We start from the raw sequence: 24,364 nt of genomic DNA on the forward strand, positions 1-24,364 counted from the left end.
CCGGTGCCGAAACGTCGCGGGGCTAGCGTGACCGCATGAACGCAGAGCCCGCCTCCGCCCCCTCCTTCGCCGGCCTCCACCACCGCCCGGGCGAGCCGTTGCTGCTGCCCAACGCCTGGGACCACGCCTCGGCCGCGGCCCTCGCCGCCCGGGGTTTCCGGGCGGTCGCCACGACGAGCCTGGCGGTCGCGGCGGCCGTCGGCCTGCCCGACGCGGAGGCGGCGACCCGCGAGCACACCGTCCGTCTCGCCGTCACTCTCGGCTCCGAGCCGTACCTCCTCTCCGTCGACGCCGAGAACGGATTCAGCGACGACCCGGACGAAGTCGCCAGGCTGGCCCGGGAGTTGTGGGCCGTCGGCGCCGTCGGCATCAACCTGGAGGACGGCCTGGGCCCGGCCGGCCGGCACGCGGCGAAGATCGCCGCGGTGAAGGCGGCCGTACCGGGGCTGTTCGTCAACGCCCGTACGGACACGTACTGGTCGGGCGACGGAGACGAGAAGGAGACCCTGCGCCGGCTCGACGCCTACCAGGAAGCGGGCGCCGACGGGGTGTTCGTACCGGGCCTGACCGACCCCGCGCGCATCGCCGCCCTCGTCCGGCACACCGCCGTCCCGCTCAACGTGCTGTACACGCCCACCGGACCCACGGTCGGCCACCTCGCCGGCCTCGGCGTGCGCCGGATCAGCCTGGGGTCGCTGCTGTACCGGCGGGCGCTCGGCGCGGCCCTGGACGCCGTGGCCGACATCGCGGCCGGGCGTACCCCGGGCGGTACGACCCCGTCCTACGCCGACGTCCGCGCGCTGGGACGCAGCGTCTCGGCGAGCGCGTCGGCGAACTCCACGGGGTGATCCAGCGTGCCGAGGTGCCCGCCCGGGAACTCGGCGAAGGCGCACCCGACCCGTCCCGCCAGCAACTCGGCCGTACGGTGCAGCAGGTGGCCGCGCGAGCCGGTCCCGGCGGCGATCGTGAGGCGGTCCGCGGGCAGCGGCGTGGTGGGCGCGTACGCGCTGAACGGGCGCAGCACCCGGGCCAGGAACACCCCCATCGCAGTCGCCGACTCGCCCTCGGCGGGCGGCCGTTGGGGCCCGTCCAGCTGCTCGATCAGCTCGGCCCGCCGGGCCGCCCCGTCCGGCAGGACCGTCACGCACGGCGGCTCGTGCGCGACCACGTGCGCCAGCCGGCCCGGGTACCGGGCCAGCAGGTCCAGGACCGCGATGCCACCGGAGCTGGTGCCGCACACGTACGCCGACTCGCCCGCCGGCAGCACCTCTTCCAGCACGCGCCGCGCGCCCTCGCTCCAGTCGGCGACCCGCTGTTCGGCGACCGGCCGGCCGAGCCGGCCGTGCGCGAGGCCCAGCGGGTCGTACGTCACCACGGTGAAGCGCGTGGCCAGCCGCTCGGTGAGCGGCCCGAGGCCCATCGGGTGCCCGGCCCCGCCCGGCACCAGCAGCAGTACGGGGCCGCGGCCCGTGACGTCGTGGTACGGCGCGTCAGTCATCGTTCTCCGTCTCCCGGGGCCAGTGTTCGAGGGCGAGGTGCAGGGCGTCGACCGCCTTGTCCCAGGAGGCCGTCACGTCCCGGTCCGCGCCGAAGCCGCCCGCGCTCTCCAGGACGCAGTAGCCGTGGAAGGTGCTGCGCAGCAGGCGCACCGCGTCCGTCAGGTCCGGTTCCTCCAGGCCGTACGCGCGCAGCATGCCGTAGGTGATCTGTGCGGTGCGGCGCAGTGCGGGGGAGTCGGCGACCAGGGCCTGGTCGATGCGGATCTGGGTGGCGGCGTACCGGCCGGGGTGGCGCAGGGCGTAGTCGCGGTAGGCGCCGGCGAACGCCGTCAGCGCCTCCTTGCCGGCCCGGCCGGCCACGGCCGCCGCGATCCGGTCGATCAGCTCGCCGCCCGCGTACAGCGCCAGCCGGGTGCGCAGGTCCTGGAGGTTGCGCACGTGCGAGTACAGGCTCGCGTCCCTGACGCCGAAGCGGCGGGCCAGCGCGGAGATGCCGACCTGGTCGAATCCGACCTCGTCCGCCAGCTCCGCGGCGGCCTCCACCACCCGCTGCGCGCTCAGTCCCGCCCGGGCCACCTGCCCACCTCCCTTGGATGTCTAGGTTACAGCCTAGAGCATCTAGGAAAGGGGGACGTGGCGCATCAGCCGATCGGCGCGTACAGCACCCCCAGCTTGTCGATCTCGGTGCCCGAGCGGCCGGTGAAGCCGACGATCCGCCAGCCCGCGGGCGCGGTGAACGTCGCGCTGTCGCCGGTCGCCGTGCCCGCCGCGAGCGTGCGGCCCCGGTCGGTGGCGAAGGCGGCCGAGAAGATGCGGGTACGGCCGTCCTTCCGGCCCTCGGTGAGCTTCACCGAGGTCAGGTGTTCCCCGGCGGCCAGGGTGAGGGAGGCGGCCGTACCGCCCGTGCCGCCGTGGCCGAGGACCGTACCGCCGTCGTGGGTGAGGGACACGGCGTCCAGACGGGTGCCGCCGCGCAGGGTGAGGGTGCGCGGGGCGGGGGCGGCCGGCAGGTCGTCGGCGTCGTTGAAGGCCGTGCCGTGCGGGCCGCCGAAGAAGTCGCTCGCCCGGAGCTTCGGGTCGAGGGTGTAGGAGAAGTCGACGGTGTGCGGGAAGTGGTCGGAGAGGTTGCCGCCGGCCGCGTCCAGGAACCCCGCCCACTCGTCGTGGTAGCGGGTCGCCGTCAGGGAGACCAGGTCGCTGCCGCGGTAGAGGACCTTGTCGACCACCTCGCAGTCGTCGGGCGGCGCGGACGCCGGGCACAGCAGCGGATCGGCGCCCTGGGCGGGGGCCGTGCCGCCCTTGGCCAGCCGCACCCAGGCGTCGGTCAGGCCGTTGTCGTCGACGAGGGTCCGGATGGTGTCGCCGGCGCGGGTGTACCGGGTGTTGGTGTCACCCATCACGATGACCGCGTTGCCCGCCGAGTTGGCCCGGATGAACGCCGACAGCTGCGCGATGTTGGCGCGGCGCGCGGCCAGGGCGTCGTCGGTGTCGTCGGCGTTGGGGTGCAGGTTGTACAGGTCGACGTAGACGCCTTCGGCGAGTCGCACGCGGGCCAGGGTGAAGCCCTTGGGGGTCAGGCAGTTGGTGCCGGTGCAGTCCTTCCACCTCACCCGCTCGAAGTCCTCGAAGGGGAGGTCGGACAGGGTGTTCAGGCCGTCGCCGATGCCCGCGCCGCCGCTGGTCGCGGAGCGGTAGGGGTGGTGGTCGCCGGCGTAGAGCGCCGCGTGGTAGTTGAAGTCCTCCTGGACGTTGACGATGTCGTAGCCCGCCAACCGCGGTGAGATCAGCGGGGTGTTGGCGGCCGGGTGGCTGGAGCTGAGGCCTTCCGGCAGCCCGGCCACGTTGTACGTCAAGACACTGAAGCTCCCTGAACCGGCGGCGTGTGCGGTACCGGCGGTGGCGGTGAGCCCCGACACGGTCAGCAGGCCGGCGGCGAGAGCGCCGAGAAGTCGTCCCATGGGTCGCATGTTTGCCATGTTCACGTCAATGTGGTGGGCTGGGAAGGGGCATGGGGAAAACGCTTGCGCGAACAGTGGGGACGCGTGCCCGGCGCGACCGCGGCCGGCCCGGAGGAGGGCCGGCCGCGAACGCCGTCGGAGCTGTGCCGGTCAACCGGTCCCGGCGGTACCGGACGGGGAGAAGACGAACGAGAACTCCGCCGGTTCGGCCCGCAGGTGGTACCGGGGGAGTGGGGCCGGGCCGCAGGACTGGGAACCGATGCCGTGCTGGCCGTGGTCCAGGTTGACCCAGACCGTGTCACCGGGCACCAGGTCGCTGCGGTGGGCGGCGGCGTCCAGCTGCTCGGTGGTCCAGCGGCGGGCGGTGAGGTAGAACACCGGGTCGCCCTCGATGCGCAGGCCGCCCAGTTCCGCCCAGCGGACGTCCATACGGGCGCCGTTCTCCTGGGGGCGGACGTACGGCGTCTGCAGATCGTCTACGGTCGACTGCCAACGGCCGACCGTAGACGCCATCCTGGTGTCCGGATACGCCTCGCCCGGACCGCCGCCGTACCACTGCACACGGTCGGCTGTAGACAATCCGAAGCGGATGCCGAGGCGGGGGAGCGGGACGGTCCAGTCGCCGTCCGGGATGGTGGATACGGTCAACCGGATACGGTCTCCGTCCGACGTCCAGCGGTATACCGTCGACAGCCCCAGCTCCGAGGCGGCCGGCGCCACCCGCGTGCGGACCGTCAGCGCCTCCTCGCCCACCTCGACCGCGTCCAGACGGTGCCGCATCCGGTGCAGGCCGAGCTTGCGCCACAGCAGCCCGTAGCGCAGGTCGCTCTGCCAGGCGGCGCCGTCGTCGTTGTCGGTGGTGGCCCGCCACACGTCCAGCCGCAGACCGGTGACCGGTACCTCGCCGATCGTCCGCAGCGCCCCGGTCCGGGCGTCGAACGCGGCGGGACCGAGCGCGATCGTCCCGTCGTCCGGTGCCGGCCGGGCGGTCGCGGCGACGTGCGGCACGCGGCGCGGCGACACCGGGATCTGGCCCCAGGCGACGACATGGTCCCGCGGCGCCCACGAGGCGTCGGAGGCGAGGGCCGCCCGGACGGTCCAGTGCGCCTCGCCGGCCGGTGCCCCGGCCGGTGCGGCCGGCAGCTTGACGTCGGCGGACTCGCCGGGCGCCAGCGCGGACACCGGCAGGGTGCCGGAGTCCACGGTCTCGCCCTCGACCTCGTACGACCACGAGAAGGCCAGCGCCGACAGGTCCGTGAAGTCGTAGCGGTTGGTGACGCGGACCGTGCCGGCCGCGCTGTCCGTGCCGTCGGCCGTGAGGGTGACCGGCTCGATCACCTTCTTGTACTCGGCCAGGCCGGGGGAGGGCCGCCGGTCGGGGAACAGCAGGCCGTCGCAGACGAAGTTGCCGTCGTGCAGCTCCTCGCCGAAGTCGCCGCCGTAGGCGTATCCCAGGTCCGGGTGGGCGATGCCGTGGTCGATCCACTCCCAGACGAAGCCGCCCTGGAGCCGGTCGTGGGCCTCGAACAGCCGCTGGTAGTCGGCGAGTCCGCCGGGTCCGTTGCCCATGGCGTGGGCGTACTCGCAGAGGATGAACGGCAGTGTGCGGCGCCTGTGCGGGCCGCCGTCCAGGCCCCGGCCGATCCGTTCGACCTCGGCGTGGTGCGCGTACATCCGCGAATAGACGTCGGTGTCACGGCAGCCGGGGTCGCCCTCGTAGTGGACGAGCCGGGTGCCGTCCCGTCCGCGGATCCACTCGGCCATCGCGGTCAGGCCCCGGCCGGTGCCCGCCTCGTTGCCGAGCGACCAGACGACGACCGACGGGTGGTTCTTGTCCCGTTCGACCATGCGGGCCGCCCGGTCGAGCAGGGCCGGGGTCCAGTGGTCGTCGTCGACGGGGTTGTCCCGCCAGCCCTGCTCGGTGAAGCCGTGCGTCTCCAGGTCGCACTCGTCGATCACCCACAGGCCGTACTCGTCGCACAGGTCGAGGAAGGCCGGGTGCGGCGGGTAGTGGGAGGTGCGGACGGCGTTGATGTTGTGCCGCTTCATCAGCAGCACGTCCTCGCGCATCGTCTCCAGGTCCAGAGCGCGGCCCCGCTCCGGATGCCACTCGTGCCGGTTGACGCCCTTGAAGAGCAGCGGGCGGCCGTTCACCTTGATCAGGCCGTCGGACAGCTCCACCGTGCGGAAGCCGATGCGCAGCGGCACCCGCTCGCCCCCGGTGGCCAGCACGCCGTCGTACAGCCGCGGTGTCTCCGCCGTCCACGGCTCGGCCGGGACGGTCACCGGCTCACCGGTGGCGACGTCGATGCCGAGGTCCGGGACCGTGACCCGGCCCGCCACGTCGGAGTCGACGCGGAGGGTGCCGGTGCCGGCCCGGTGGTCGTACGAGGCGTGGACGAAGAAGTCCTGGACGCTGTCCGCGGGGCGGTGCAGCAGGGTGACGTCCCGGAAGATGCCCGGCAGCCACCACTGGTCCTGGTCCTCCAGGTAGGAGCCCGCCGACCACTGGTGGACACGGACCGCCAGTACATTGCCTACAGTCTTCAGTAGATGGCCGACCGTGAACTCGTGCGGCAGCCGCGAGCCCTTGAAGTCGCCGAGTTCGGTGCCGTTCAGCCAGATCCGGGCGCAGGACTCCACGCCGTCGAAGCGCAGCACGGCGGCGCCGTCGGCCGGCCAGTCCGCGGGCAGGTCGAAGACGCGCAGGTGGTCGCCGGTCGGGTTCTCGGTCGGCACCCGGGGCGGGTCGACCGGGAACGGGTACAGGTGGTTGGTGTAGACGGGGGAGCCGTGGCCCTGGAGCACCCAGTGGCCGGGGACCGTGACCTGCGCCCAGTCACCGGCGTCGTACCCCTGCGCCGCGAAGGAGTCGTCCTCGGCGTCGGCCGTGTCCGACAGCCGGAAGCGCCAGCTGCCGTTGAGGGAGAGGGACTTGGCGTCGGAGGACGCGTACCAGGCGCGGGGCGGCAGCGCCCCGGAGTCCGGCGAGACGTCCTCGACGTAGGCGGTGGTCGTGCGCAAAGACATCGGTCTCCTAGCTCAGCCCTTGATGCCGGTCTGCGCGATCCCCTGCACCAGCCAGCGCTGGAGGAAGAGGAACACGAACAGCAGGGGCAGGATCGAGATGGCGGTCGCCATGAAGATCAGGTGGTAGTTGACGGTCTGGTTGGTCATGTACGACGAGAGGGCGACCTGGACGGTCCAGGCGCTGGGGTCCTGGCCGATGACCAGCGGCCACAGGAAGGCGTTCCAGCCGTTGATGAAGGTGATGGTGGCGATCGCCGCGAAGAAGTTCAGCGAGTTCGGCACCACGACACGCCAGTACGCGCCCCAGTGGCCGAGCCCGTCCACGCGCGCCGCCTCCTCCAGCTCCTTCGGGAACCCGAGGAAGTACTGCCGGAACAGGAAGCAGGTGAAACCGCTGAAGAGCCCCGGAACGATCAGGCCCCGGTAGCTGTCCACCCAGCCGACGGACGACACCAGCACGAAGCTGGGGACGAAGGTGACCGCGGCCGGGACCATGAGGGTCACCAGGACGCCGTAGAAGATCTTGTTGGCGTGCCGGTAGGGGATGCGGGCGAGGGCGTATCCGGCCAGCGAGCAGACGAGCAGCGTGCCGACTGTATGCAGGATGCCGACGACCAGTGAGTTCCCCATCGACCGGCCGAAGTCGACCGTCGGATCGTCGAACGGCTCGGTGATGTTGCTCCACTGGATGTGGGTCGGGAAGAACTTCCAGTTCTCGCCGGTGATCTCCGGGTCGGTGGACAGGGCGTTGCGGATCAGCAGGTAGAAGGGGATGAGGAAGAGCAGCGCGGCGACGCTGGTGGCGATGTACAGGCCGGTGGAGCTCATCGTCCCGCCGCGCCGGGCGCGCTTGGGGACGTCGGGTGCGGTGGTGGTCACTTGGACTCCTCACCCCTTCCGAAGCCCATGATCTTCCCCTGGAACAGGGTGACGACGCAGATCAGCACGGTCAGCACCACGGCTCCGGCGCTGCCCTTGCCGTAGTTCTGGTCCTGGCCGAGGGCGGTGTAGTACAGCTCGACCAGCGGGGGCCGGCCCCAGGTCGTCTTGGACAGCAGGTTGAAGAACTCGTCGAAGGCCTGGTAGGCGGCCACGAGCAGCAGCAGGATCACGGCCGTGGAGGTGGCCCGCAGCTGCGGCAGCGTGATGTGGCGGAAGGTCTGCCAGCCGCGTTTGGCGCCGTCGATGGCGGCGGCCTCGTACAGCTCCTGCGGGATGTTCTGCAGCGCGGCCAGAAACAGGATCATGTAGAAGCCGGACTGCAGCCACAGGCGGGCGGTGATGATGACCAGCCAGTACCAGGGCGGGTCGGGGTTGGCGAGCCAGGCGATGTTGTCGACGCCGAACAGGCCGAGCACCGTGTTGGCCAGGCCGAAGCGCACGCCGTTGAAGAGGGACATCTTCCAGATGAGCGAGGCGGCGACGTAGCTGCACGCGGTCGGCAGGAAGAACACCGACCGGTAGAACGCCCGCATGAAGCGCAGCCGGTTCACCAGCAGGGCGAGGCCCAGGGAGACCGCCCAGGTGGTGGGCACGATGAAGGCGGCGAAGACGGTGAAGGTGCCGAGCGCGCCCATGAACCCGGTGTCGGAGAGGACCTCCCGGTAGTTGCCCAGGCCGACGAAGTCGCTGGGGGTGACCGTGAAGCGGGCCTCGAAGAAACTGAGGTAGAGGCTCCAGCCGATCGGCACGTAGACGAAGACGATCAGCCCGATCAGGAACGGGCTGGTGAAGAGCCAGAAGTTGAAGGTGCGGCTGCCCCGCAGCCTCCGCCGCGGCCGGGCCCCGGCGGCCTTGGCCGGGGCGGGGCTCGCGACACCGCGGGTGGTGGTCGTCGACATGTCGTGATCCGTCCGGCGGCCTATCCGAACAGCTTCTTCAGTTCGGCGTCGACCGTCTTGTCGCAGCGGTCGAGCGCGGCCTCCGGGTCATCGCCCTTGCGGACGCAGTCGGCGAACACCTTCTCCGTGGCGGTGATCATCGCCTGGGTCCAGCCGATGTTGTCGAAGTGCCCGTACTGGTTGAAGAGTTGCACGCCCTCGGCCGGCAGGCCGGACTTCAGCTTGCCCGCCGACTGCGCGATGGAGGTGCGCGGCGGGATGTGGAAGCCGTAGGAGGTCGCCCAGTCCTCCTGGTACTTCTTCCGGTCGATCCACAGCCACTTGACGTACTCCATGGCCGCGTCGACGTTCCTGCCCTTGGCGTTGACGAACATCGACCAGCCGCCGTTGTAGACGGACGGCTTGCCCGCGTCGCCGACCTTCGGGAACGGCATGATGCCGAGGTCGTCGCCGAGGGCCTGCTGGAACTGCGGCATGGCCCACATGCCGCAGAACTGGATCGCGCACAGGCCCTGGTTGAGCGCCGAGGGGTCCCAGAAGTCGGCCGGGGCGTCCAGCAGCAGGTGGCCGCTGGTGAACAGCTTGCGCATCTGCTTCAGGCCCGCGACCACGCCGTCCGTGTGGTAGGCGATCTCGTTCTTCTCGTTCAGGGTGTCGGCGCCGGCCGACCAGATCAGCGGGTTGATCACCGCGTGCAGGTCGTTGCCGAGGAACAGGCCCTTGACCTTGCTCGTGGTGAGCTTGGCGGCGGCCTCGATCAGCTCGTCCAGCGTCTGCGGCGGCTCGACGCCCGCCTTCTCCAGCAGCGACCTGCGGTAGAAGAAGAACTGCGGGTCGTCGATCATCCGGACGCCGTAGATCTTGCCGTCGACCGTGTGGGACCGGATGTCGGCCTCGTTGAAGTCGTCCTTGACCGGCTCGATGATGTCCGTCAGGTCGGCCACCTGACCGCTCTTGACGAGCTGGATCTGCGGGTGGAACTCGAACAGGTCCGGCGCCTGCTCGGTCAGCAGGGACGCGAACAGCTTGCTCTCGAAGTTGGAACCGGTGATCCACTGCGTGGTCACGTCGGCCTTCGGGTACGCCTTCGCGTACCGCTTGATCGCCTGCTCGGTGCCCGCCTCGCCGTACGCGTGGAAGTACTGCACGAGCCGCTTGCCCGAACCGGAGCCGCCGCCCCGGCCGTTGTTGCTGCCGCACGCGGCGAGCGAGCCGGCGGCGGCGAGGCCCGCGGCGGCCCGGAGTATCGAACGGCGGTCCCAGGTGCTGCTCTGTGCCGACATGCTGACGTCCTTCTCTGTTCGAGGCGACTGCGGCTCCCGCCCCCGGCGGCCGGATGATCCGAAGGGCGCGTGGTGCGGGACGCTAACCTTCGGCTAAGCCTTCGGCAAGGGGTTGGACGAAGTGCGTGCGAGTTGTTGTGCACGGTTCGGGATCACGAACAGGCGTGCAGGGCGCGCGAGATGAGGGCCGCCGGGTCAGGGGCGTGGCCGGCGGCCCCGGGCCGGGGGAGAACGGTCGCGCTACCGCCTGGTCCAGGCCTCGTTGGTGCCGCCGGAGCAGCTGTAGAGGATGACCTCGCTGCCGTCCGCCGTCGCCTGCCCGCTGACGTCCAGGCACCGGCCCGACGCCTCGTTCACGATCTGCCCGTTGGCGTTCAGCAGCCACCGCTGGGTGCCGTCACCGCGGTACGAGACCGACGTCGTCAGACCCGAACCCGCCGCCGTCAGATAGCCGTTCGCGCCCTTCAGGGTGCCCCGCGCGTCGTACGACCACGACTGCCCGTCCGCGCCCGTGCAGCCGGCGATCGCCGCGCCCGAGGCGTCGGCCGTCAGGCACTTGCCCGACTGACCGCCGACCAGGGCACCGGTCAGCGCGGTACTGCCGTGCCCCGTGTGGTCCAGGACGTACGTCGTGATCGAACGCGGTGCCAGCGTCGCGGACATGGTGCCGCGCGCGACCGACGGCTTCGCGACCCGCGCCCAGTTCTCACCGGCGGAGGTCCGCACGGCCTGCCGGGCCCGCACCGGTGTCCCGCTGTTGAAGTGCAGGTCCAGGGCGGTGTCGGTGGCGTTGTGGTTGTTCACCACCACGACCCACGTGCCGTTGCGATCGTAGGCCGACACCTCCACACCGTCCGGCACCCCGGTCACGTCGTGCAGGACCGCGCCCGGCCGTACGAACTTGCTGTACTGGCCGAGCGCGTAGTAGCGCTTGGTGAAGTACAGGGTCTGGTTGCCGTTGGTGGCGTACGCCGGGTCGTAGTAGATCAGACCGTCGTTCCAGCCCTCGTCGTTACGGGCGTTCGGGTCGCTGCCGATCATCTCCGACAGCGCCACCCACCACTGGAACGCCGAGTCGTGGGCGGTCGCGAGGTCCTTGTAGATGATCCGGGACAGGTTCAGCCCGCCGTCGATCGTCGGGTCGTACTCCTGTGCCCAGCCGGTGCCGCCCTTGCCGAAGCAGCAGATCTCCGTGGACCAGGACGGTATGCCGGCCGCGCGGGACGTCTCGTACACCCTCGCCCGGTCGGCGTCGCCCGGGTTGTCGTACGTGTGATGGGCCAGCTTGGCGACGTACCGGGCCGTGCCCGGCTGCGAGATCCATTGCGGGACCTCGGAGTTGAACTTCACCGTGCTGGTCGACTCGTCGGCGATGATGGTCGTCTTCTGGTGCCGGGCCCGCTGCTCGGCGCCCAGCGCGCGCACGATGTCGTCGCGCCGGCCGACGTCGACGAGCATGCCCTCCTGGCCGCACGAGTCGAAGCTGTTCGTCGGCTCGTTGAACGGGCTGATGTAGTCCAGCCGCACGCCCTGCTTCGCGAAGTGACCGGTGACGTCCGCGACGTACTTCGCGAAGTCCTGCTCGTTCTCCGCCTTCAGGTAGCCGCCGCAGCTCTTGCCGTTCGTCTTCCACCGCGCGGGCGCGCTGTTGACGAAGCCGATCAGATCCTTGACGCCGTACTCGGCGGCGGCGCGGAGGAAGTAGCGGCCGGCCTCGTCCTTGCTCCAGTCGTAACCGCCGTCCGGCTTCAGGAAGTCCTCGGGGGCGCGCGGCGCGTAGGTGACCCCGGTGCCGCCACCGCCGATGTTGTACCGGTACGAGCTGAGCGCCAGGCCGTCCTTGGAGAACAGGAGCTTGGCGAGCCGGGCCCGGACCCCGGGGTCGAAGTTCTTCAGGTCGTTGACCCACCAGGCTCCGGAGGCACCGATGTTGTCGATGGTCTGCGCGGCGCGCGGGGAGACCTCGGCGGCGGTCGCGGGACCGGCGGCACCGGCGGGCGGGGTGGTGAGCAGGGCTCCGGTGACCGCCAGCGCGGCCGAGGCGGTGAGCAGCGGCGACCTCCTGCTGCGGAACCGAGTGCTGCGGGGCCGAGTGGTGCGGGGCCGAGTGGTGCAGGGGTGAGACACGTGCATCCCTTCCGTCGTCATGAAGGCGGTGCGGTACGGCTCCTGACTGCGGTGGTGCGTTTCGCGGCCCTCTGCCCGACGGACTGCAGCGCCCCTTCCAGCGCGAACGTGGCCGCGCCGAGGGACACCGGGTCGGTGGGGATCGGGGAGAGGACGATCTCGGTGGCGGCCCATGGCCGGCGCAGGGCGTGCCGGGCGACCGCCTGACGGACCTCCCCGAGCAGCGGCTCGCCCAGCCGGGCGGCCACCCAGCTGCTGAGCACGACGACCTCGGGGTTGAGGAGGTTGATCAGATCGGCGATGCCCGCACCGAGGTAACGGGCCGTGTCCCGGACGACCTTGAGCGCGACCGGGTCGTCGGCGGCGACCGCGCGGGCCAGCGCGTCGATGGTGGCGGTCTGGTCCTCGGGGTGCAACAAGGGTGAGCGCGGATCGAGTTCGCGCAGGTTCTGCATGATGCCGGGCGCTCCGACGTACGTCTCCACACAGCCGTGGTTGCCGCAGTGGCACAGCCGGCCGTCCAGCACCAGGGTGGTGTGGCCCCACTCGCCGGCACTGTTGCTCACGCCCCGGTGCAGACCGCCGCCGAGGGCCAGACCGGCGCCGACCCCGGTGCCGAGGTTCACGACCACGGCGTCCCCGCGGCCCCGCGCCGCCCCGAACCACAGCTCGGCCACCGCGCAGGCGCGCAGCGGATTGTCCAGGTGCAGCGGGTAGGCGATGTGCTCGGCGAGCAGGTCGAGCAGCGGTACGTCGTGCCAGTTCCAGTTGGGCGCGTACTCGGCGATCCCGGTGTCCCGGTCCACCTGGCCCGGCACGCTCACTCCGACGCCGAGCACCCGGGCTGCCTCGACGCCGGCCTGCGCGACCACCGAGCCGACCGCGGCGGCGACATGCCCGACGACCTGCTCGGGCCGGCTCTCACCGGGCCGCATGTCCTCGTCGGCCCGGGCCAGCACGTTCAGCGCCAGGTCGAACAGCTCGGCGTGGACGTACGTCTCCGCGATGTCCACGCCGATCAACGCGCCCCCCGAGGCGTTGACCGCGACCAGGCCCCGGGGGCGGCCGCCGGCCGAGTCCTCGAAGCCGACCTCGGTGATCATGCGGAGGTCCAGCAGCTCGCCGACGAGCGTGGCCACGGTGGCCAGGCTCAGCCCGGTGGCCGCGGCCAGCTCCTGCCGGGAGGTGGGAGACTCGGCGATGATCTGGCGCAGCACCTCGTAGCGGTTCGCGGTGCGGATGTCACGTGATGTGCGCTTCAACGCGGCTGCCCCTCCCGTCCCGTCCGGACCAGTCCAGGCCGGGCGGGTCGGCACCGGCGCGGCGTCAGGCTATGGGCTGGGAGAGAGTTTCGACAAGGGGTTAGGAAAGGGGCTGGAGAAAGTCCGCCGCCGGGTGCGGGCCGTCAGTCGCCGAGCAGGTCCCGTACGAAGGCGTTGCTGAACGTGCCTACGGGATCCAGTGAGCGGACGAGGGTACGGAAGTCGGCGAGGTGTGTATACCGTCCACGGAGTACCGCCCACGGGATACCGAACACCTTCCCCCAGTGCGGGCGCGGACCGAACGGCTCCAGCACCTCCTCCAGCCGGCGCACCACCGGCAGCACCGCCGCCTCATCCCGGATCCAGGTGAAGTGCAGCGCGACGGAGTCCCGTCCGTGGGCCGGGCTGAGCCACTGCGGGTCGGCGGCGACCGTACGCACTTCACAGGTCTGCAGTACACCGGCGATCGTATGCCGTATGCCGTCGATCGCATACAGCGCATCGACCGCCGTCGACCGCGGCAGCAGATACTCCGACTGGATCTCCTCCCCGCTGCTCGGCGTGAACTCCGCCCGGAAGTGCGGCAGCCGCTCGTGCCACGGCCCCGGCACCCCGAGCTGCTCGGTGCAGTTCCCCGCGGGCATGCCCGGCACCGGATGCAGCGGCCCGGCCGCGGGCGCCGCCCACGGGAAGTCCACCGCCGGCCGGTCGGTGCGCCGCTTGACCCACACCTGCCGGAAGCCCGGCTCCCGCCAGTCCGTGAACAGGCTGACGCTGTACCCCGCGGCCGCCACGGCCTCGAAGTCCAGGCCGGCCAAGGGGAGTTCGGTGTAGACGCGCTGCTCCACCTCGTACGCCGGTTCCAGGTCGAGGGTGAGCGCGGTGACGACGCCCAGCGCGCCGAGGGAGGTCACGGCGCCGTCGAACCGCGGGTCGTCCCGGTCGATCGTCACCGTCGTACCGTCCGCGACGATCAGTTCCACCTCGCGGACCGCCGACGCCAGCGGGCCGTTGCCCACGCCCGAGCCGTGCGTGCCCGTCGCCACCGAACCGGCCACCGAGATGTGCGGCAGGGACGCCATGTTGGGCAGGGCCAGGCCGTGCGCGTGGACCGTGCGGGCCAGTTCGGCGTAGCGGACCCCGCCGGACACCCGGACCGTGCGCGCGGCGGTGTCGACCTCGGTCGCCGGCGGCAGACCCGCGGTGGACAGCAGCACGCCCTCGGCGCCCGGATCGGCGATCCGGTTGAAGGAGTGCCCGCTGCCCAGTACCCGCACCCGCGTGCTTCGAGCCACCGTGGCCGCGAGCGCGTCGAGCGTGCGCGGACGGTGGAACTCGCGCGCGGTGTAGGTGATGGTGCGCGCCCAGTTGGTGACCGTCCCAGCGGTCTCGGCCGTCCCTGTCATGCGTGCGTCCCTCCCGAAGAGTACGTCCCCGCCGACCCTCTCATCCCTCCCGGTTCCACCGGGAGCCGAACTGCGGATTTCGTCGTTCGATCGCCCTTCGACCGACGAATACGAAAATCGCCTGGCCATCTGAGCGCGGGATCGGTACTTTTCCACTCATGAATCATGATCCGCTCCCCGCCCGTCTGCCCGTCACCGACCGCACCCGTCACCGTCGGCTGCGCGAGCAGGGCCGGCTGGAGCGGGCCGAGCTGGAGGCGATCCTCGACGCCGGCTTCGTCTGCCATCTCGGCGTGCTGGTCGACGGGCGGCCGGTGGTCGTGCCCACGGTCTACGGGCGCGACGAGCGGTGGCTCTACCTCCACGGATCGGTGGCCAGCCGCAGCCTCGGCGGGGACGCCCCCGTGTGCGTGACCGTCACCCACGTGGACGGGCTCGTGCTCGCCCGGTCCGTCTTCGAGCACGGCGTCAACTACCGCAGCGCCATGATCCACGGCGCGGCCCGCACGGTCACCGATCCCGCGGAGAAGCTGGAGGGCCTGCGCCGGCTCACCGAGCACAGCGCGCCGGGCCAGTGGGCCTACGCCCGCCGCCCCAGCCGCAAGGAGCTGGCCGCCACCACCCTGCTCGCCCTCTCCCTGGAGGAGGCCTCCGTCAAGATCCGCACCGGCGCCCCGGACGACGGCGACGGACCCGACGCGGCTCTCGGTCTGTGGGCCGGGGTCCTGCCGCTGACCACGGTCTGGGGCACCCCGGACCCCGACCCGGCGCTGCCCGCCGGGACCGCCGTACCGGAACACGTCGCGCGCCGGGCGGGGACCCGGCACGGTTGAGCCGCAAGCGGGGGCATACGGTGTAAGACGTACGCCTGAGCCGGGAGGAGACAGACGAATGGGCAGTCGTACCGCGCTGGTCGAGGATCTGATGGAGCGGTTTCCGCAGGTGCCGCGGGAGGCCGTCTTCAAGGAGGACCTGCTCCGGGGCGGTCTCGCCTTCGACGAATCCGCGCTGAGTGACACCGCCAACGAGGCGGCCGGGGACGTCAAACCGAAGTCGTACTTCATCTTCTCCTTCGACCACGGCACCCTGCCCGAGCTGGGCGAGGCCGCGCTGCGCCGGCCGCCGGAGGAGATCATCCTGACGGGCGGCCCGTACGACCTGCGGCGCACGGTCGTCTCCGTCCGGGTGAACCCGGCCTCGCCGTACCGGGTCGCCGCCGACGAGGAGGGGCTGCTCGGGCTGTACCTCGACGGGCGGCGCATCGCCGACGTCGGGGTGCCGCCGATGCCGGAGTACTACCGGCACACCCTCTCCAACGGCAAGTCCGTGATGGAGGTGGCCCCGACCATCCAGTGGGGCTACCTGATCTACCTCACCGTCTTCCGGGTCTGCCAGTACTTCGGCGCCAAGGAGGAGTGCCAGTACTGCGACATCAACCACAACTGGCGCCAGCACAAGGCGGCCGGACGCCCGTACACCGGGGTGAAGGACGTCGAGGAGGTGCTGGAGGCGCTGGAGATCATCGACCGGTACGACACCGCCAGGGCCTCCACCGCCTACACCCTCACCGGCGGCGCCATCACCAAGACGGTCGCCGGGCGCGACGAGGCCGACTTCTACGGCCACTACGCCAAGGCCATCGAGGAGCGCTTCCCGGGCCGCTGGATCGGCAAGGTCGTGGCGCAGGCGCTGCCCAAGGCGGACGTGCAGCGGTTCAAGGACTACGGCGTGCAGATCTACCACCCCAACTTCGAGGTGTGGGACCGCCGGCTGTTCGAGCTGTACTGCCCGGGCAAGGAGCGGTACGTCGGCCGGGACGAGTGGCACCGCCGGATCCTGGACTCCGCCGAGGTGTTCGGCGCGCGCAACGTGATCCCGAACTTCGTTGCGGGCGTGGAGATGGCCGAGCCGTTCGGCTTCACCACCGTCGACGAGGCCATCGCCTCCACCACCGAGGGCCTGCGGTTCTTCATGTCGCACGGCATCACGCCCCGGTTCACCACCTGGTGCCCGGAGCCCACCACCCCGCTCGGCAAGGCCAACCCGCAGGGCGCCCCGCTGGAGTACCACATCCGGCTGCTGCAGGCCTACCGGCAGACGATGGACGACTTCGGCCTGTCCTCCCCGCCCGGTTACGGCCCGCCCGGACCCGGCCGCGCGGTGTTCTCCGTCAGCTCCTTCATGGACAGCCTGCCCGCCGACGAGCCGACGGCCCGGGAGGGCGGGTCGGAGGCGCCGGTCCGGGTGTGACGGCGGGCCGGGAGCGACCCCGCGCCGCTGATCGAAACGGCGTCCGCGTCCGTACCAGAGGCCGGAGTTGGGGTCTCGTCGCGACGCGCTTCCGCGCCGCCACCGTCGGTAGCCGGATCTGAACAGGCCGCTTGTCAGTTGTGTCGAGGACGTGAAAGGCTCTGTGCCCTGCCGCGAGGTTCCCCGCAACTCCCTTTTTCCTTTGGTGAGTTGCCCTCGCTCGTGGATGCAGGAGTCCCATGCCCGACCTGCCGACCCCCCAGGACGACACCGAGAGCGCACTGTTCTCGGAGTGCTGGGACGCGGTGCTCTCGTACGCGGACCTGTGCACCTCCGGGTCCCTGACGGCCCATCAGCTGGCGACCGAGGCGTTCACGCTCGGCATGCGCGAGGTCCGCGCCGCCGCGAGCACCCACGTGCGCGGCGCGGGCCGCCGTACCGCGCGGCTGCCGGTGATCCCGGCGCTGCTCACCGCCGTACGCACCACCGCCGCCGCCTGGGAGGCCGGCGGGCAGGGCCACAAACTCGACCCCGAGCTGCGGCTGTGGCTCAACTCCGGGAGCGCCGCCCGGTTCTCGGGGCCGCCGCTGCAGCGCCCGGTCGCCCTGCGCGGCCTGCGGGACATGCAGGAGGCGGACGCCGCGCTGCTCTGGCTGGCCGAGGTGGAGGCGCTGCCGCTGCCGGCCGTGGCCCGCCGGCTCGGCCTGGAGGCGGCCACCGTCGCCGACGAACTCGACCAGGTCCGCACCCTGTTCCGGGACCGCTGCCACCGCGCCCACCTCGACTCGCCGATGGACGCCCAGTGCCGCAGCTACGCCCGGCTGCTGGACGCGGTCACCCGCTCGCCCGCCGCGGAGACCCCCGGCGACCTCTCCCGGCACCTGGCCACCTGTGTGCAGTGCGCCGAGGCCGCCGCCTGTCTGCGGCTGCACGGCGGCGGACTGCCCGCCGCGCTGGCCGGCGGAGTGATCGGCTGGGGCGGCCTCGCCTACCTGGAGCGCCGCCGCCGCGCCACCGAGGTCCGGCTCGGCGCGGGCCGGCCGGGCGGCACCGACCCCGGCGACGACGAGGAGGGCACGGGCCGCAGCCGTGTCCTGCGCGGCGGACTGCTCGCCGCCGCGGTGCTGCTCTCGGCGCTGGCGCTCGGGGTGTCGATGATGCCCTTCGGCGGTTCCGGAGGCGACACCGCCGCCGCCCAGGACGACCGGCAGCCGGTCGCCGCCCCGGGTGTCTCCCGTTCCGCGCCCCGCCCCACCGCCACGGGCTCGCCCTCCGCCACCGCCCCGCCCTCCGCGCCCCGCACCGAGGGCACGCCCGGCCGGAGGAAACCGGACCCCGAACCCCAGGGCACCACCTCCGTCACCCACCCCGCGGGCACCCCGAGCGCCTCCGCCACCACCCGGTCGGCCCGCTGCCGGGTCGCCTACGAGCTGGACAGCCAGTGGCCCGACGGCTTCCAGGCCACCGTCACCGTCACCACCGACCGGGCGCTGAGCGGCTGGGAGGTGGCCTGGACGTTCCGCGACGGCCAGCAGGTCGGCCAGATGTGGGACGCCACCGTCCACCAGAACGGCTCCCGGGTCACCGCCACCGCCGCCGACTACAACAAGACGGTCGCCGCCCACGGCACCCTGTCCTTCGGCTTCCTCGGCACCTGGACGGACGCGAACCGGACCCCGCGCGCCTTCGCCCTCAACGGCGCGCCCTGCACGCTGGGCTGAGACCCGGACCCAGACCCGGCCGGGCCGTGCGGAAAACGCGTTGACGCACCGGCCCGCCCCCGGGCTAGAGTTGCCCCGCACGCCGAGGTGGTGTGCGCACGCGCGAGCGAGCACGAGGAGGTGTCGACCGATGGCTGTCACTGTGCTGGGCGCTGCCCTCATCCAGGAACTCATCAAGTCCACCTCCGTGGCCGCCGGCTGAACCGACCGCGCACCGTACGCGCCTGCCCGGGGCCACCCTTGTGAAGGGTCTCCCTTGACTTCCACCTCTGCTGTGTTCTCCGCACTGGCTCCTTACGGCTGGGACGAGGCATGGGCCGACGCGTTCGCCCCGCACGCCGCCGACGGGCTGCTGCCCGGCCGGGTCGTCCGGGTCGACCGCGGCCAGTGCGACGTCGTCACCGCGGACGGAGTCGTCCGCGCCGACACCGAGTTCGTCGTGCCCCGCGATCCGATGAAGGTCGTGTGCACGGGGGACTGGGTCGCCGTCGACCCCGGCGGCGACCCCCGGTACGTGCGCGCGTACCTGCCCCGCCGCACCGCGTTCGTCCGTTCCACCTCCTCCCAGCGGTCCGAGGGGCAGATCCTCGCCGCCAACATCGACCACGCCGTGGTCGCGGTGTCCCTCGCCGTGGAACTCGACCTCGGCCGCGTCGAACGCTTCCTCGCCCTCGCCTGGGAATCGGGCGCCCAGCCCGTCGTCGTCCTCACCAAGGCCGACCTCGTGCCCGACCCGGTCACCCTGGCCCACCTCGTGCAGGACGTGGAGACCAGCGCGCCCGGCGTGCCCGTGCTCCCGGTCAGCGCCCTGTACGGCGACGGGCTGGACGTGTTCGTCGCGCTGGTCGGCTCCGGTACGAGCGTGCTGCTCGGCCAGTCCGGCGCGGGCAAGTCGACGCTGGCCAACGCGCTCGTCGGCGCGGACGTCATGGACGTGCGGGCGGCCCGGGACGTCGACGGCAAGGGACGGCACACCACCACCACCCGCAACCTGCTCGCGCTGCCCTCCGGCGGGGTGCTCATCGACACCCCCGGGCTGCGCGGTGTCGGCCTCTTCGACGCGGAGACCGGTGTCGGGCAGGTGTTCTCCGAGATCGAGGAGCTGGCCGAGGGCTGCCGGTTCCACGACTGCGCGCACGAGACGGAACCGGGGTGCGCGGTGCGGTCCGCCGTGGAGAGCGGCGAGCTTCCCGAGCGGCGGCTGGCGAGCTACCGGAAGCTGGTGCGGGAGAACCAGTGGATCGTGGCCAAGACGGACGCGCGGCTCCGGGCCGAGATCAAGAAGGACTGGAAGCGGAAGGGGGCGCAGGGGCGGGCGGCCATGGAGGCGAAGCGGAGGCGGTGGGCGTAGGGGCACTCCGGCCGGCGCCGTCACCTCCACGTCCGATTTCCGCTAGCCCGTGCCTCGCCCCCGCCCCACACTGGAACACGTGAAGGACGAGGACAGCAGGTACGAGGCGGTGCGGAGTCGGGACGGGCGGTTCGACGGGGTGTTCTTCTTCGCCGTCGAGACCACCGGCATCTACTGCCGGCCCAGCTGCCCGGCGGTCACACCGAAACGGTGCAACGTGCGGTTCTTCGCGACGGCCGCCGCCGCGCAGGGCTCCGGGTTCCGGGCCTGCCGGCGGTGCCGGCCGGACGCCGTGCCCGGCTCGGCGGAGTGGAACGTCCGCGCGGACGTCGTCGGCCGGGCCATGCGGCTGATCGCCGACGGCGTCGTGGACCGCGAAGGTGTCGCCGGGCTCGCCACGCGGCTCGGCTACAGCGCCCGGCAGGTGCAGCGGCAGCTCACCGCCGAGCTGGGTGCCGGTCCCGTGGCACTGGCCCGGGCGCAGCGGGCGCACACCGCCCGGGTGCTGCTGCAGACCACCGACCTGCCGGTCACCGAGATCGCGTTCGCGTCCGGGTTCGCCAGCGTGCGGCAGTTCAACGACACCGTCCGGGAGGTGTACGCCGCGACCCCCACCGAGGTACGGGCCACCGCCCCCCGGAGCCGGTCCGCCCGCCGGGCCGCCGCCGGCACGGGCATCCCGCTCCGCCTCGCCCACCGCGGCCCCTACCAGGCCGCCGCCGTCTTCGACCAGCTCGCCCGGGAGGCCGTACCCGGCGTCGAAGAGGTGACCGGCGCCCCCGGCGCCCGCACCTACCGGCGCACCCTGCGGCTGCCGTACGGCACGGCCCTCGCCGCCGTCCACGAACGCGCCCGCACCCCGCGGACCGGCACCTGCACCCGTCCGGGCGGCTGGCTCGACGCCCGGATCCAGCTCACCGACCCCCGGGACCTCACCACCGCCGTGCAGCGGCTGCGCCGGCTGTTCGACCTGGACGCCGACCCGTACGCCGTCGACGAGCGGCTCGGCGCGGATCCCCGGCTCGCCCCGCTGGTCGCCGCCCGGCCCGGACTGCGCTCGCCCGGCGCCGTGGACCCGCTGGAGCCCGCCGTACGCGCGCTGGCCGGCCTGCACGGCGCCGAGGAGCTGGTGCGCCGGTACGGCAAGGTGCTCGACGCGCCCCACGGCGGCCTCACCCATCTCTTCCCGGAGCCCGCCGTCCTCGCCGAGGCCGAGCCCGCCGGCCCGCTGGGCGCGCTCGCCGCCGCCCTCGCCGACGGCACCGTACGGCTGGACCCGGGCGCCGACCGGCACGACGCCGAGGAGGCCCTCCTCGCGCTGCCCGGGATGGACCCGGCGACCGTCGCCACCGTGCGCGTCCGCGCCCTCGGCGACCCCGACGTCGCCCCGCCCGGCGCCGGCCTCCCCGACGCCTGGCGGCCCTGGCGCTCGTACGCCGTCCAGCACCTGCGCGTGGCGGGCGAGCCGATCCCGTGACGACCGAGCCGACGACCACGCAACCGGCGACGACCCGTCCGCCGACCACCCACCCGAGGAAGACCCGTCCCATGACCCTCCCGCCCGTGCCCGTCGTCTACTGCACCCACCTGGACGCCCCCGTCGGACGGCTGCTGCTCACCGCGGACGCCGACGGCGCGCTCACCTCCCTGTCCGTGCCCGGGCAGAAGGGCGGGCGGACCGTCCAGGACGACTGGCGGTACGACCCCGGGCCGTTCCGCGCCGCCGCCGAGCAGATCGCCGCCTACTTCGCCGGTGACCTGAAGGAGTTCCGGCTGCCGCTGCGGGCGACCGGGACCGCGTTCCGGCAGCGGGTGTGGGCCGCGCTCGACGAGGTGCCCTACGGCGCCACCGTCACCTACGGGGAGATCGCGGCCCGGATCGGGGCGCCGCGCGCGGCCGTTCGCGCCGTCGGCGGGGCGATCGGCGCCAACCCCCTGCTGATCCTGCGGCCTTGCCACCGGGTGATCGGCGCGAACGGGTCGATGACCGGGTACGCGGGGGGACTTGAGCGCAAGGTCCGGCTGCTCACCCTGGAGGGCGCGCTCGCCTGACGGGCCGTCCCCGCCGCGGGGCGCCCCGCGTTGCGCCGAGCGGGTGGATGGCCCCCGGCGCTCCGGCGGCGCGGCCCGGCCGTGTGGCACCGTCGGCTGCGACGGGCCACGGGGGCGGTCCCCGACGGGCCCCGGGGAAAGGGCGGGCAGACATGGGCAGGGTCGTTCGGGGCCTGGCGGTCCTCCTCCCGGCGCTGCTGCCGGGCCTGACGGCGCCGACCGTCGCCGAACCGGCCCCGCTGCCCTGGACCGGCAGCTGGGAGACCGCCCCCTCCGGAACCGCGGCCGCGCTGCCCGGCGCCGCCGTCCGCAACGTCGTCCACCTCAGCGTCGGCGGCGCCGCCGTCCGCGTCCGGCTCAGCAACCGGCTCGGCACCGGCCCGCTGCACCTCGGCGCGGTCACCGTAGCGCTGCGGGCCTCCGGCGCCGCCGCCGTGCCCGGCACGCTGCGCACCGCCACCTTCCGGGGCGGCCCGGAGACGACGGTCCCGCCGGGCGCGGACACGGTCACCGATCCGGTGCCGCTGCCCGTTCGCGCCGGAGCGGACCTGCTCGTCACCGTGTACACGCCGGACGACTCCGGGCCCGCGACCTACCACCGCACCGCCCTGCAGACCAGCTACCTGGCCCGGGACGGCGCCGGCCGGGCCGCCGACGAGGACGGCGGCGCGTACCCGGCGACCACCAGCCGCTGGTACTACGTCACCGGCGTCGACGTCCGCGGGGGCGCCGCCGGCAGCGTCGTCGCGTTCGGGGACTCGCTCACCGACGGCAACGGCTCCAGCCCCGACACGAACCGCCGCTGGCCCGACCGGCTCGCCCGGCGGCTGTCCCGGCACCGGCTCGGCGTGCTCAACGCGGGCCTCGCCGGCAACCGCCTGCTGCGCGACGGCACCGGGCCGAGCGCCCTGGCCCGCCTGGAGGCCGACGCCCTGGACCGGGCGGGGGCACGGGTGCTGGTCGTCTTCGAGGGCATCAACGACATCAAGGGCGTCCCGCCGGCGAGCGACGCCGCCGCCTTCGCGGACGCCTACCGGACCCTGGTGGCCCGCGCCCACGCCCGCGGCATCCGGGTCGTCGGCGTCACCCTCACCCCGTACCGCGGCTACCCGGCGTGGACCGCCGCCGGCGAGGCGGTACGGCAGCGGGTGAACGCCCTCATCCGCGCCGGCGGCGTGTTCGACGCGGTCGCCGACGCCGACGCCGCCGTGCGGGACCCGGCCGACCCCCAGCGCATCCTGCCCGCCTACGACCCCGGCGACCACCTGCACTTCGACGACGCCGGCATGGCCGTCGTGGCCGACACGGTCCATCACGCCCTCACCCGCCGGCAGCTCGCCCCCGCCCTGCGCTCGGCGGGCAGGTGAGCGGCTCCGCCGCGGCCCGTGACCAGGCCGGGCCCGGTCAGGGGGCGTCGTCCCGGGTCACCCAGCCCCGTTCCCGGGCGTGCCGGCCCAGCTGCAGGCGGGTGGTCACGCCGGCCGGCTCCATCAGGCGGCGCACCCGGCGCTGCACGGTGCGCAGGCCCAGGCCGAGCTGTTCGGCGACGCCGGCGTCGGTCAGGCCGGCCAGCAGCAGGGAGAGGATTTCCAGGTCGGTGGCGTCGGGGCCGTCCGGCTGCCGCTCGGTCACGCCCGAGGCGTCCAGGCGCAGCGGCAGCGCCTCCCGCCACACCGACTCGAACAGCCCGGCGAGCAGGTCCAGCAGCCCGCCGGCGTGCACGACCAGCGCGGCCGGTTCCGTCGTCCGCGAGGTCAGCGGCACCATCGCGAGCGAGCGGTCGGCCACCACCAGCTTCGTCGGCACCCGGTCCACCACCCGGACCCGCTCGTCCCGGCCGAGCGCCGCCGTCAGCTCGGTCAGCCCGTCCGCCAGGTCCAGCACCGAGCGCTCCACCACCACCCGGTAGCGCACCCCGCGCCCGGCCGCCTGCTCCTCGGCGTCGTTGTCCGTGCCGGACACCACCACCGGGTCGCCGGTGACCAGCGCGCACACCTCCTCGGCCGCGCCCAGCTGGAGCTGGAGGAAGCGCTGGGCGACCGCCGAGGCGCCGGTCACCACCTCCACCAGGTCGTGCACCGCCGGCTCGGCCGCCGCCGCCCGGTACTCCTCCGCGAGCAGCGCCGCCGCCGGCTCGGCCTTCTCCAGCTCGTGCCGCTGCCGGGCGAGCAGCGCGCCCAGCGCCACCCCGGGCGGTGCCGCCACCCAGCGGCCCGGCCGCGCCGAGGCCTGGGCCGCGAGTCCCTGCCGCTCCAGCCGGCGCAGCGCCCGCTCGGTGTCCCGCTCGGCCAGCGTCAGGCGCCGCGCCAGATCGGCGACGTCGGCCGCGCCCACGGACACCAGCGCCCGGTACGCCGCCTCGTGCGTCTCGTCCAGCCCCAGCGCTGCCGGCATCGGCCTGCGTCCCTCCTTGCGAACCGGCACGGAAGCGGGCGCACCCTGGCGGAAACCGGCCACGGCGCAAACCCGCCGCCGACCATCATCGCCGTACCGGTGGCGACTCTGCCAAGGTGGCAGCACCGGGGGGGCGCGGCCGTGTACACGTTTCACCGCCGTGCCCCGACGGTCGGGGACCGTGGCCCGG

Annotated in this window: 19 protein-coding genes; 8 read left to right on the forward strand and 11 right to left on the reverse strand. The window is 73.0% G+C overall.

What is annotated here, in order from left to right; translation table 11 throughout:
- Window positions 1-35 precede the first annotated feature (35 nt).
- On the forward strand, window positions 36-848 hold the full coding sequence (locus ABZ923_RS03285) for an isocitrate lyase/phosphoenolpyruvate mutase family protein (protein WP_361466104.1): 813 nt from the start codon (window positions 36-38) through the stop codon (window positions 846-848).
- Here ABZ923_RS03285 and ABZ923_RS03290 read toward each other — a convergent pair.
- The 10 genes from ABZ923_RS03290 to ABZ923_RS03335 all read right to left on the reverse strand — a co-directional run bounded on the left by ABZ923_RS03290 (window position 782) and on the right by ABZ923_RS03335 (window position 14,406).
- Complete coding sequence (locus tag ABZ923_RS03290) at window positions 782-1,498, reverse strand: alpha/beta hydrolase (RefSeq protein ID WP_361466107.1); 717 nt, start codon at window positions 1,496-1,498, stop codon at window positions 782-784. The two genes, ABZ923_RS03285 and ABZ923_RS03290, sit on opposite strands and share 67 nt — an antisense overlap.
- The gene (locus tag ABZ923_RS03295; protein WP_361466110.1) at window positions 1,491-2,075 is read right to left on the reverse strand and encodes a WHG domain-containing protein; all 585 of its coding nucleotides are present in this window, start codon (window positions 2,073-2,075) and stop codon (window positions 1,491-1,493) included. The genes ABZ923_RS03290 and ABZ923_RS03295 overlap by 8 nt, the downstream gene beginning before the upstream one ends.
- A 65-nt stretch (window positions 2,076-2,140) precedes the next feature.
- Window positions 2,141-3,457, reverse strand: a complete 1,317-nt coding sequence (locus tag ABZ923_RS03300; protein ID WP_361466113.1) for a jacalin-like lectin — start codon at window positions 3,455-3,457, stop codon at window positions 2,141-2,143.
- A 150-nt stretch (window positions 3,458-3,607) separates the two neighbouring features.
- Complete coding sequence (locus ABZ923_RS03305; RefSeq protein WP_361466116.1) at window positions 3,608-6,487, reverse strand: glycoside hydrolase family 2 TIM barrel-domain containing protein; 2,880 nt, start codon at window positions 6,485-6,487, stop codon at window positions 3,608-3,610.
- Window positions 6,488-6,499: 12 nt separating this feature from the next.
- Window positions 6,500-7,366 carry a carbohydrate ABC transporter permease gene (locus tag ABZ923_RS03310; protein ID WP_361466118.1) on the reverse strand — a complete coding sequence of 289 codons (867 nt, stop codon included), beginning with the start codon at window positions 7,364-7,366 and terminating at the stop codon, window positions 6,500-6,502.
- The gene (locus tag ABZ923_RS03315) at window positions 7,363-8,328 is read right to left on the reverse strand and encodes a sugar ABC transporter permease (protein WP_361466121.1); all 966 of its coding nucleotides are present in this window, start codon (window positions 8,326-8,328) and stop codon (window positions 7,363-7,365) included. Before ABZ923_RS03315 ends, ABZ923_RS03310 begins: the two co-directional genes overlap by 4 nt.
- A 20-nt stretch (window positions 8,329-8,348) precedes the next feature.
- Window positions 8,349-9,611: a sugar ABC transporter substrate-binding protein gene (locus tag ABZ923_RS03320; RefSeq protein WP_361466124.1), complete on the reverse strand. Its 1,263-nt coding sequence runs from the start codon at window positions 9,609-9,611 to the stop codon at window positions 8,349-8,351.
- A 240-nt stretch (window positions 9,612-9,851) separates the two neighbouring features.
- Window positions 9,852-11,744, reverse strand: coding sequence for a glycoside hydrolase (locus ABZ923_RS03325; protein WP_361466126.1), 1,893 nt, complete (start codon window positions 11,742-11,744; stop codon window positions 9,852-9,854).
- An 11-nt stretch (window positions 11,745-11,755) separates the two neighbouring features.
- Window positions 11,756-13,000: an ROK family transcriptional regulator gene (locus ABZ923_RS03330; protein WP_361466129.1), complete on the reverse strand. Its 1,245-nt coding sequence runs from the start codon at window positions 12,998-13,000 to the stop codon at window positions 11,756-11,758.
- A 143-nt stretch (window positions 13,001-13,143) separates the two neighbouring features.
- Window positions 13,144-14,406: an FAD-binding protein gene (locus ABZ923_RS03335; protein WP_361466132.1), complete on the reverse strand. Its 1,263-nt coding sequence runs from the start codon at window positions 14,404-14,406 to the stop codon at window positions 13,144-13,146.
- 158 nt (window positions 14,407-14,564) lie between these two features.
- Here ABZ923_RS03335 and ABZ923_RS03340 point away from each other — a divergent pair, with 158 nt between their 5' ends.
- The 7 genes from ABZ923_RS03340 to ABZ923_RS03370 all read left to right on the forward strand — a co-directional run bounded on the left by ABZ923_RS03340 (window position 14,565) and on the right by ABZ923_RS03370 (window position 23,147).
- A complete protein-coding gene (locus ABZ923_RS03340; RefSeq protein WP_361466135.1) occupies window positions 14,565-15,239 on the forward strand; it encodes a pyridoxamine 5'-phosphate oxidase family protein in 675 nt (224 codons plus the stop codon).
- Window positions 15,240-15,297: 58 nt separating this feature from the next.
- Window positions 15,298-16,656 (forward strand): radical SAM protein, encoded by a 1,359-nt coding sequence (locus ABZ923_RS03345; protein WP_361466137.1) that lies wholly within the window; start codon window positions 15,298-15,300, stop codon window positions 16,654-16,656.
- A 239-nt stretch (window positions 16,657-16,895) separates the two neighbouring features.
- Window positions 16,896-18,377, forward strand: a complete 1,482-nt coding sequence (locus tag ABZ923_RS03350; protein WP_361466140.1) for a cellulose binding domain-containing protein — start codon at window positions 16,896-16,898, stop codon at window positions 18,375-18,377.
- Window positions 18,378-18,633: 256 nt separating this feature from the next.
- Window positions 18,634-19,728 carry a ribosome small subunit-dependent GTPase A gene (gene rsgA / locus ABZ923_RS03355; protein WP_361466143.1) on the forward strand — a complete coding sequence of 365 codons (1,095 nt, stop codon included), beginning with the start codon at window positions 18,634-18,636 and terminating at the stop codon, window positions 19,726-19,728.
- Window positions 19,729-19,807: 79 nt separating this feature from the next.
- Window positions 19,808-21,205, forward strand: a complete 1,398-nt coding sequence (locus ABZ923_RS03360) for an AlkA N-terminal domain-containing protein (RefSeq protein ID WP_361466146.1) — start codon at window positions 19,808-19,810, stop codon at window positions 21,203-21,205.
- Window positions 21,206-21,276: 71 nt separating this feature from the next.
- Complete coding sequence (locus ABZ923_RS03365; protein ID WP_361466148.1) at window positions 21,277-21,780, forward strand: methylated-DNA--[protein]-cysteine S-methyltransferase; 504 nt, start codon at window positions 21,277-21,279, stop codon at window positions 21,778-21,780.
- Between the two features lie 152 nt (window positions 21,781-21,932).
- Complete coding sequence (locus tag ABZ923_RS03370) at window positions 21,933-23,147, forward strand: GDSL-type esterase/lipase family protein (RefSeq protein WP_361466151.1); 1,215 nt, start codon at window positions 21,933-21,935, stop codon at window positions 23,145-23,147.
- A gap of 37 nt (window positions 23,148-23,184) precedes the next feature.
- Here ABZ923_RS03370 and ABZ923_RS03375 read toward each other — a convergent pair whose 3' ends face one another.
- On the reverse strand, window positions 23,185-24,174 hold the full coding sequence (locus ABZ923_RS03375) for a helix-turn-helix domain-containing protein (RefSeq protein WP_361466154.1): 990 nt from the start codon (window positions 24,172-24,174) through the stop codon (window positions 23,185-23,187).
- Window positions 24,175-24,364: the final 190 nt, after the last annotated feature.

This window comes from Streptomyces sp. NPDC046881, from assembly GCF_040645015.1.
In the GTDB taxonomy this organism is placed as follows: Bacteria; Actinomycetota; Actinomycetes; order Streptomycetales; family Streptomycetaceae; genus Streptomyces.

What these genes read in the sequence shown, in the direction of transcription:
- ABZ923_RS03285 (WP_361466104.1), top strand. Translation starts at nt 36, where the DNA reads ATGAACGCAGAGCCCGCCTCCGCCCCCTCCTTCGCCGGCCTCCACCAC.
- ABZ923_RS03290 (WP_361466107.1), bottom strand. Translation starts at nt 1,498, where the DNA reads ATGACTGACGCGCCGTACCACGACGTCACGGGCCGCGGCCCCGTACTG.
- ABZ923_RS03300 (WP_361466113.1), bottom strand. Translation starts at nt 3,457, where the DNA reads ATGGGACGACTTCTCGGCGCTCTCGCCGCCGGCCTGCTGACCGTGTCG.
- ABZ923_RS03305 (WP_361466116.1), bottom strand. Translation starts at nt 6,487, where the DNA reads ATGTCTTTGCGCACGACCACCGCCTACGTCGAGGACGTCTCGCCGGAC.
- ABZ923_RS03315 (WP_361466121.1), bottom strand. Translation starts at nt 8,328, where the DNA reads ATGTCGACGACCACCACCCGCGGTGTCGCGAGCCCCGCCCCGGCCAAG.
- ABZ923_RS03320 (WP_361466124.1), bottom strand. Translation starts at nt 9,611, where the DNA reads ATGTCGGCACAGAGCAGCACCTGGGACCGCCGTTCGATACTCCGGGCC.
- ABZ923_RS03325 (WP_361466126.1), bottom strand. Translation starts at nt 11,744, where the DNA reads ATGCACGTGTCTCACCCCTGCACCACTCGGCCCCGCACCACTCGGCCC.
- ABZ923_RS03335 (WP_361466132.1), bottom strand. Translation starts at nt 14,406, where the DNA reads ATGACAGGGACGGCCGAGACCGCTGGGACGGTCACCAACTGGGCGCGC.
- ABZ923_RS03340 (WP_361466135.1), top strand. Translation starts at nt 14,565, where the DNA reads ATGAATCATGATCCGCTCCCCGCCCGTCTGCCCGTCACCGACCGCACC.
- ABZ923_RS03345 (WP_361466137.1), top strand. Translation starts at nt 15,298, where the DNA reads ATGGGCAGTCGTACCGCGCTGGTCGAGGATCTGATGGAGCGGTTTCCG.
- ABZ923_RS03350 (WP_361466140.1), top strand. Translation starts at nt 16,896, where the DNA reads ATGCCCGACCTGCCGACCCCCCAGGACGACACCGAGAGCGCACTGTTC.
- ABZ923_RS03365 (WP_361466148.1), top strand. Translation starts at nt 21,277, where the DNA reads ATGACCCTCCCGCCCGTGCCCGTCGTCTACTGCACCCACCTGGACGCC.
- ABZ923_RS03370 (WP_361466151.1), top strand. Translation starts at nt 21,933, where the DNA reads ATGGGCAGGGTCGTTCGGGGCCTGGCGGTCCTCCTCCCGGCGCTGCTG.
- ABZ923_RS03375 (WP_361466154.1), bottom strand. Translation starts at nt 24,174, where the DNA reads ATGCCGGCAGCGCTGGGGCTGGACGAGACGCACGAGGCGGCGTACCGG.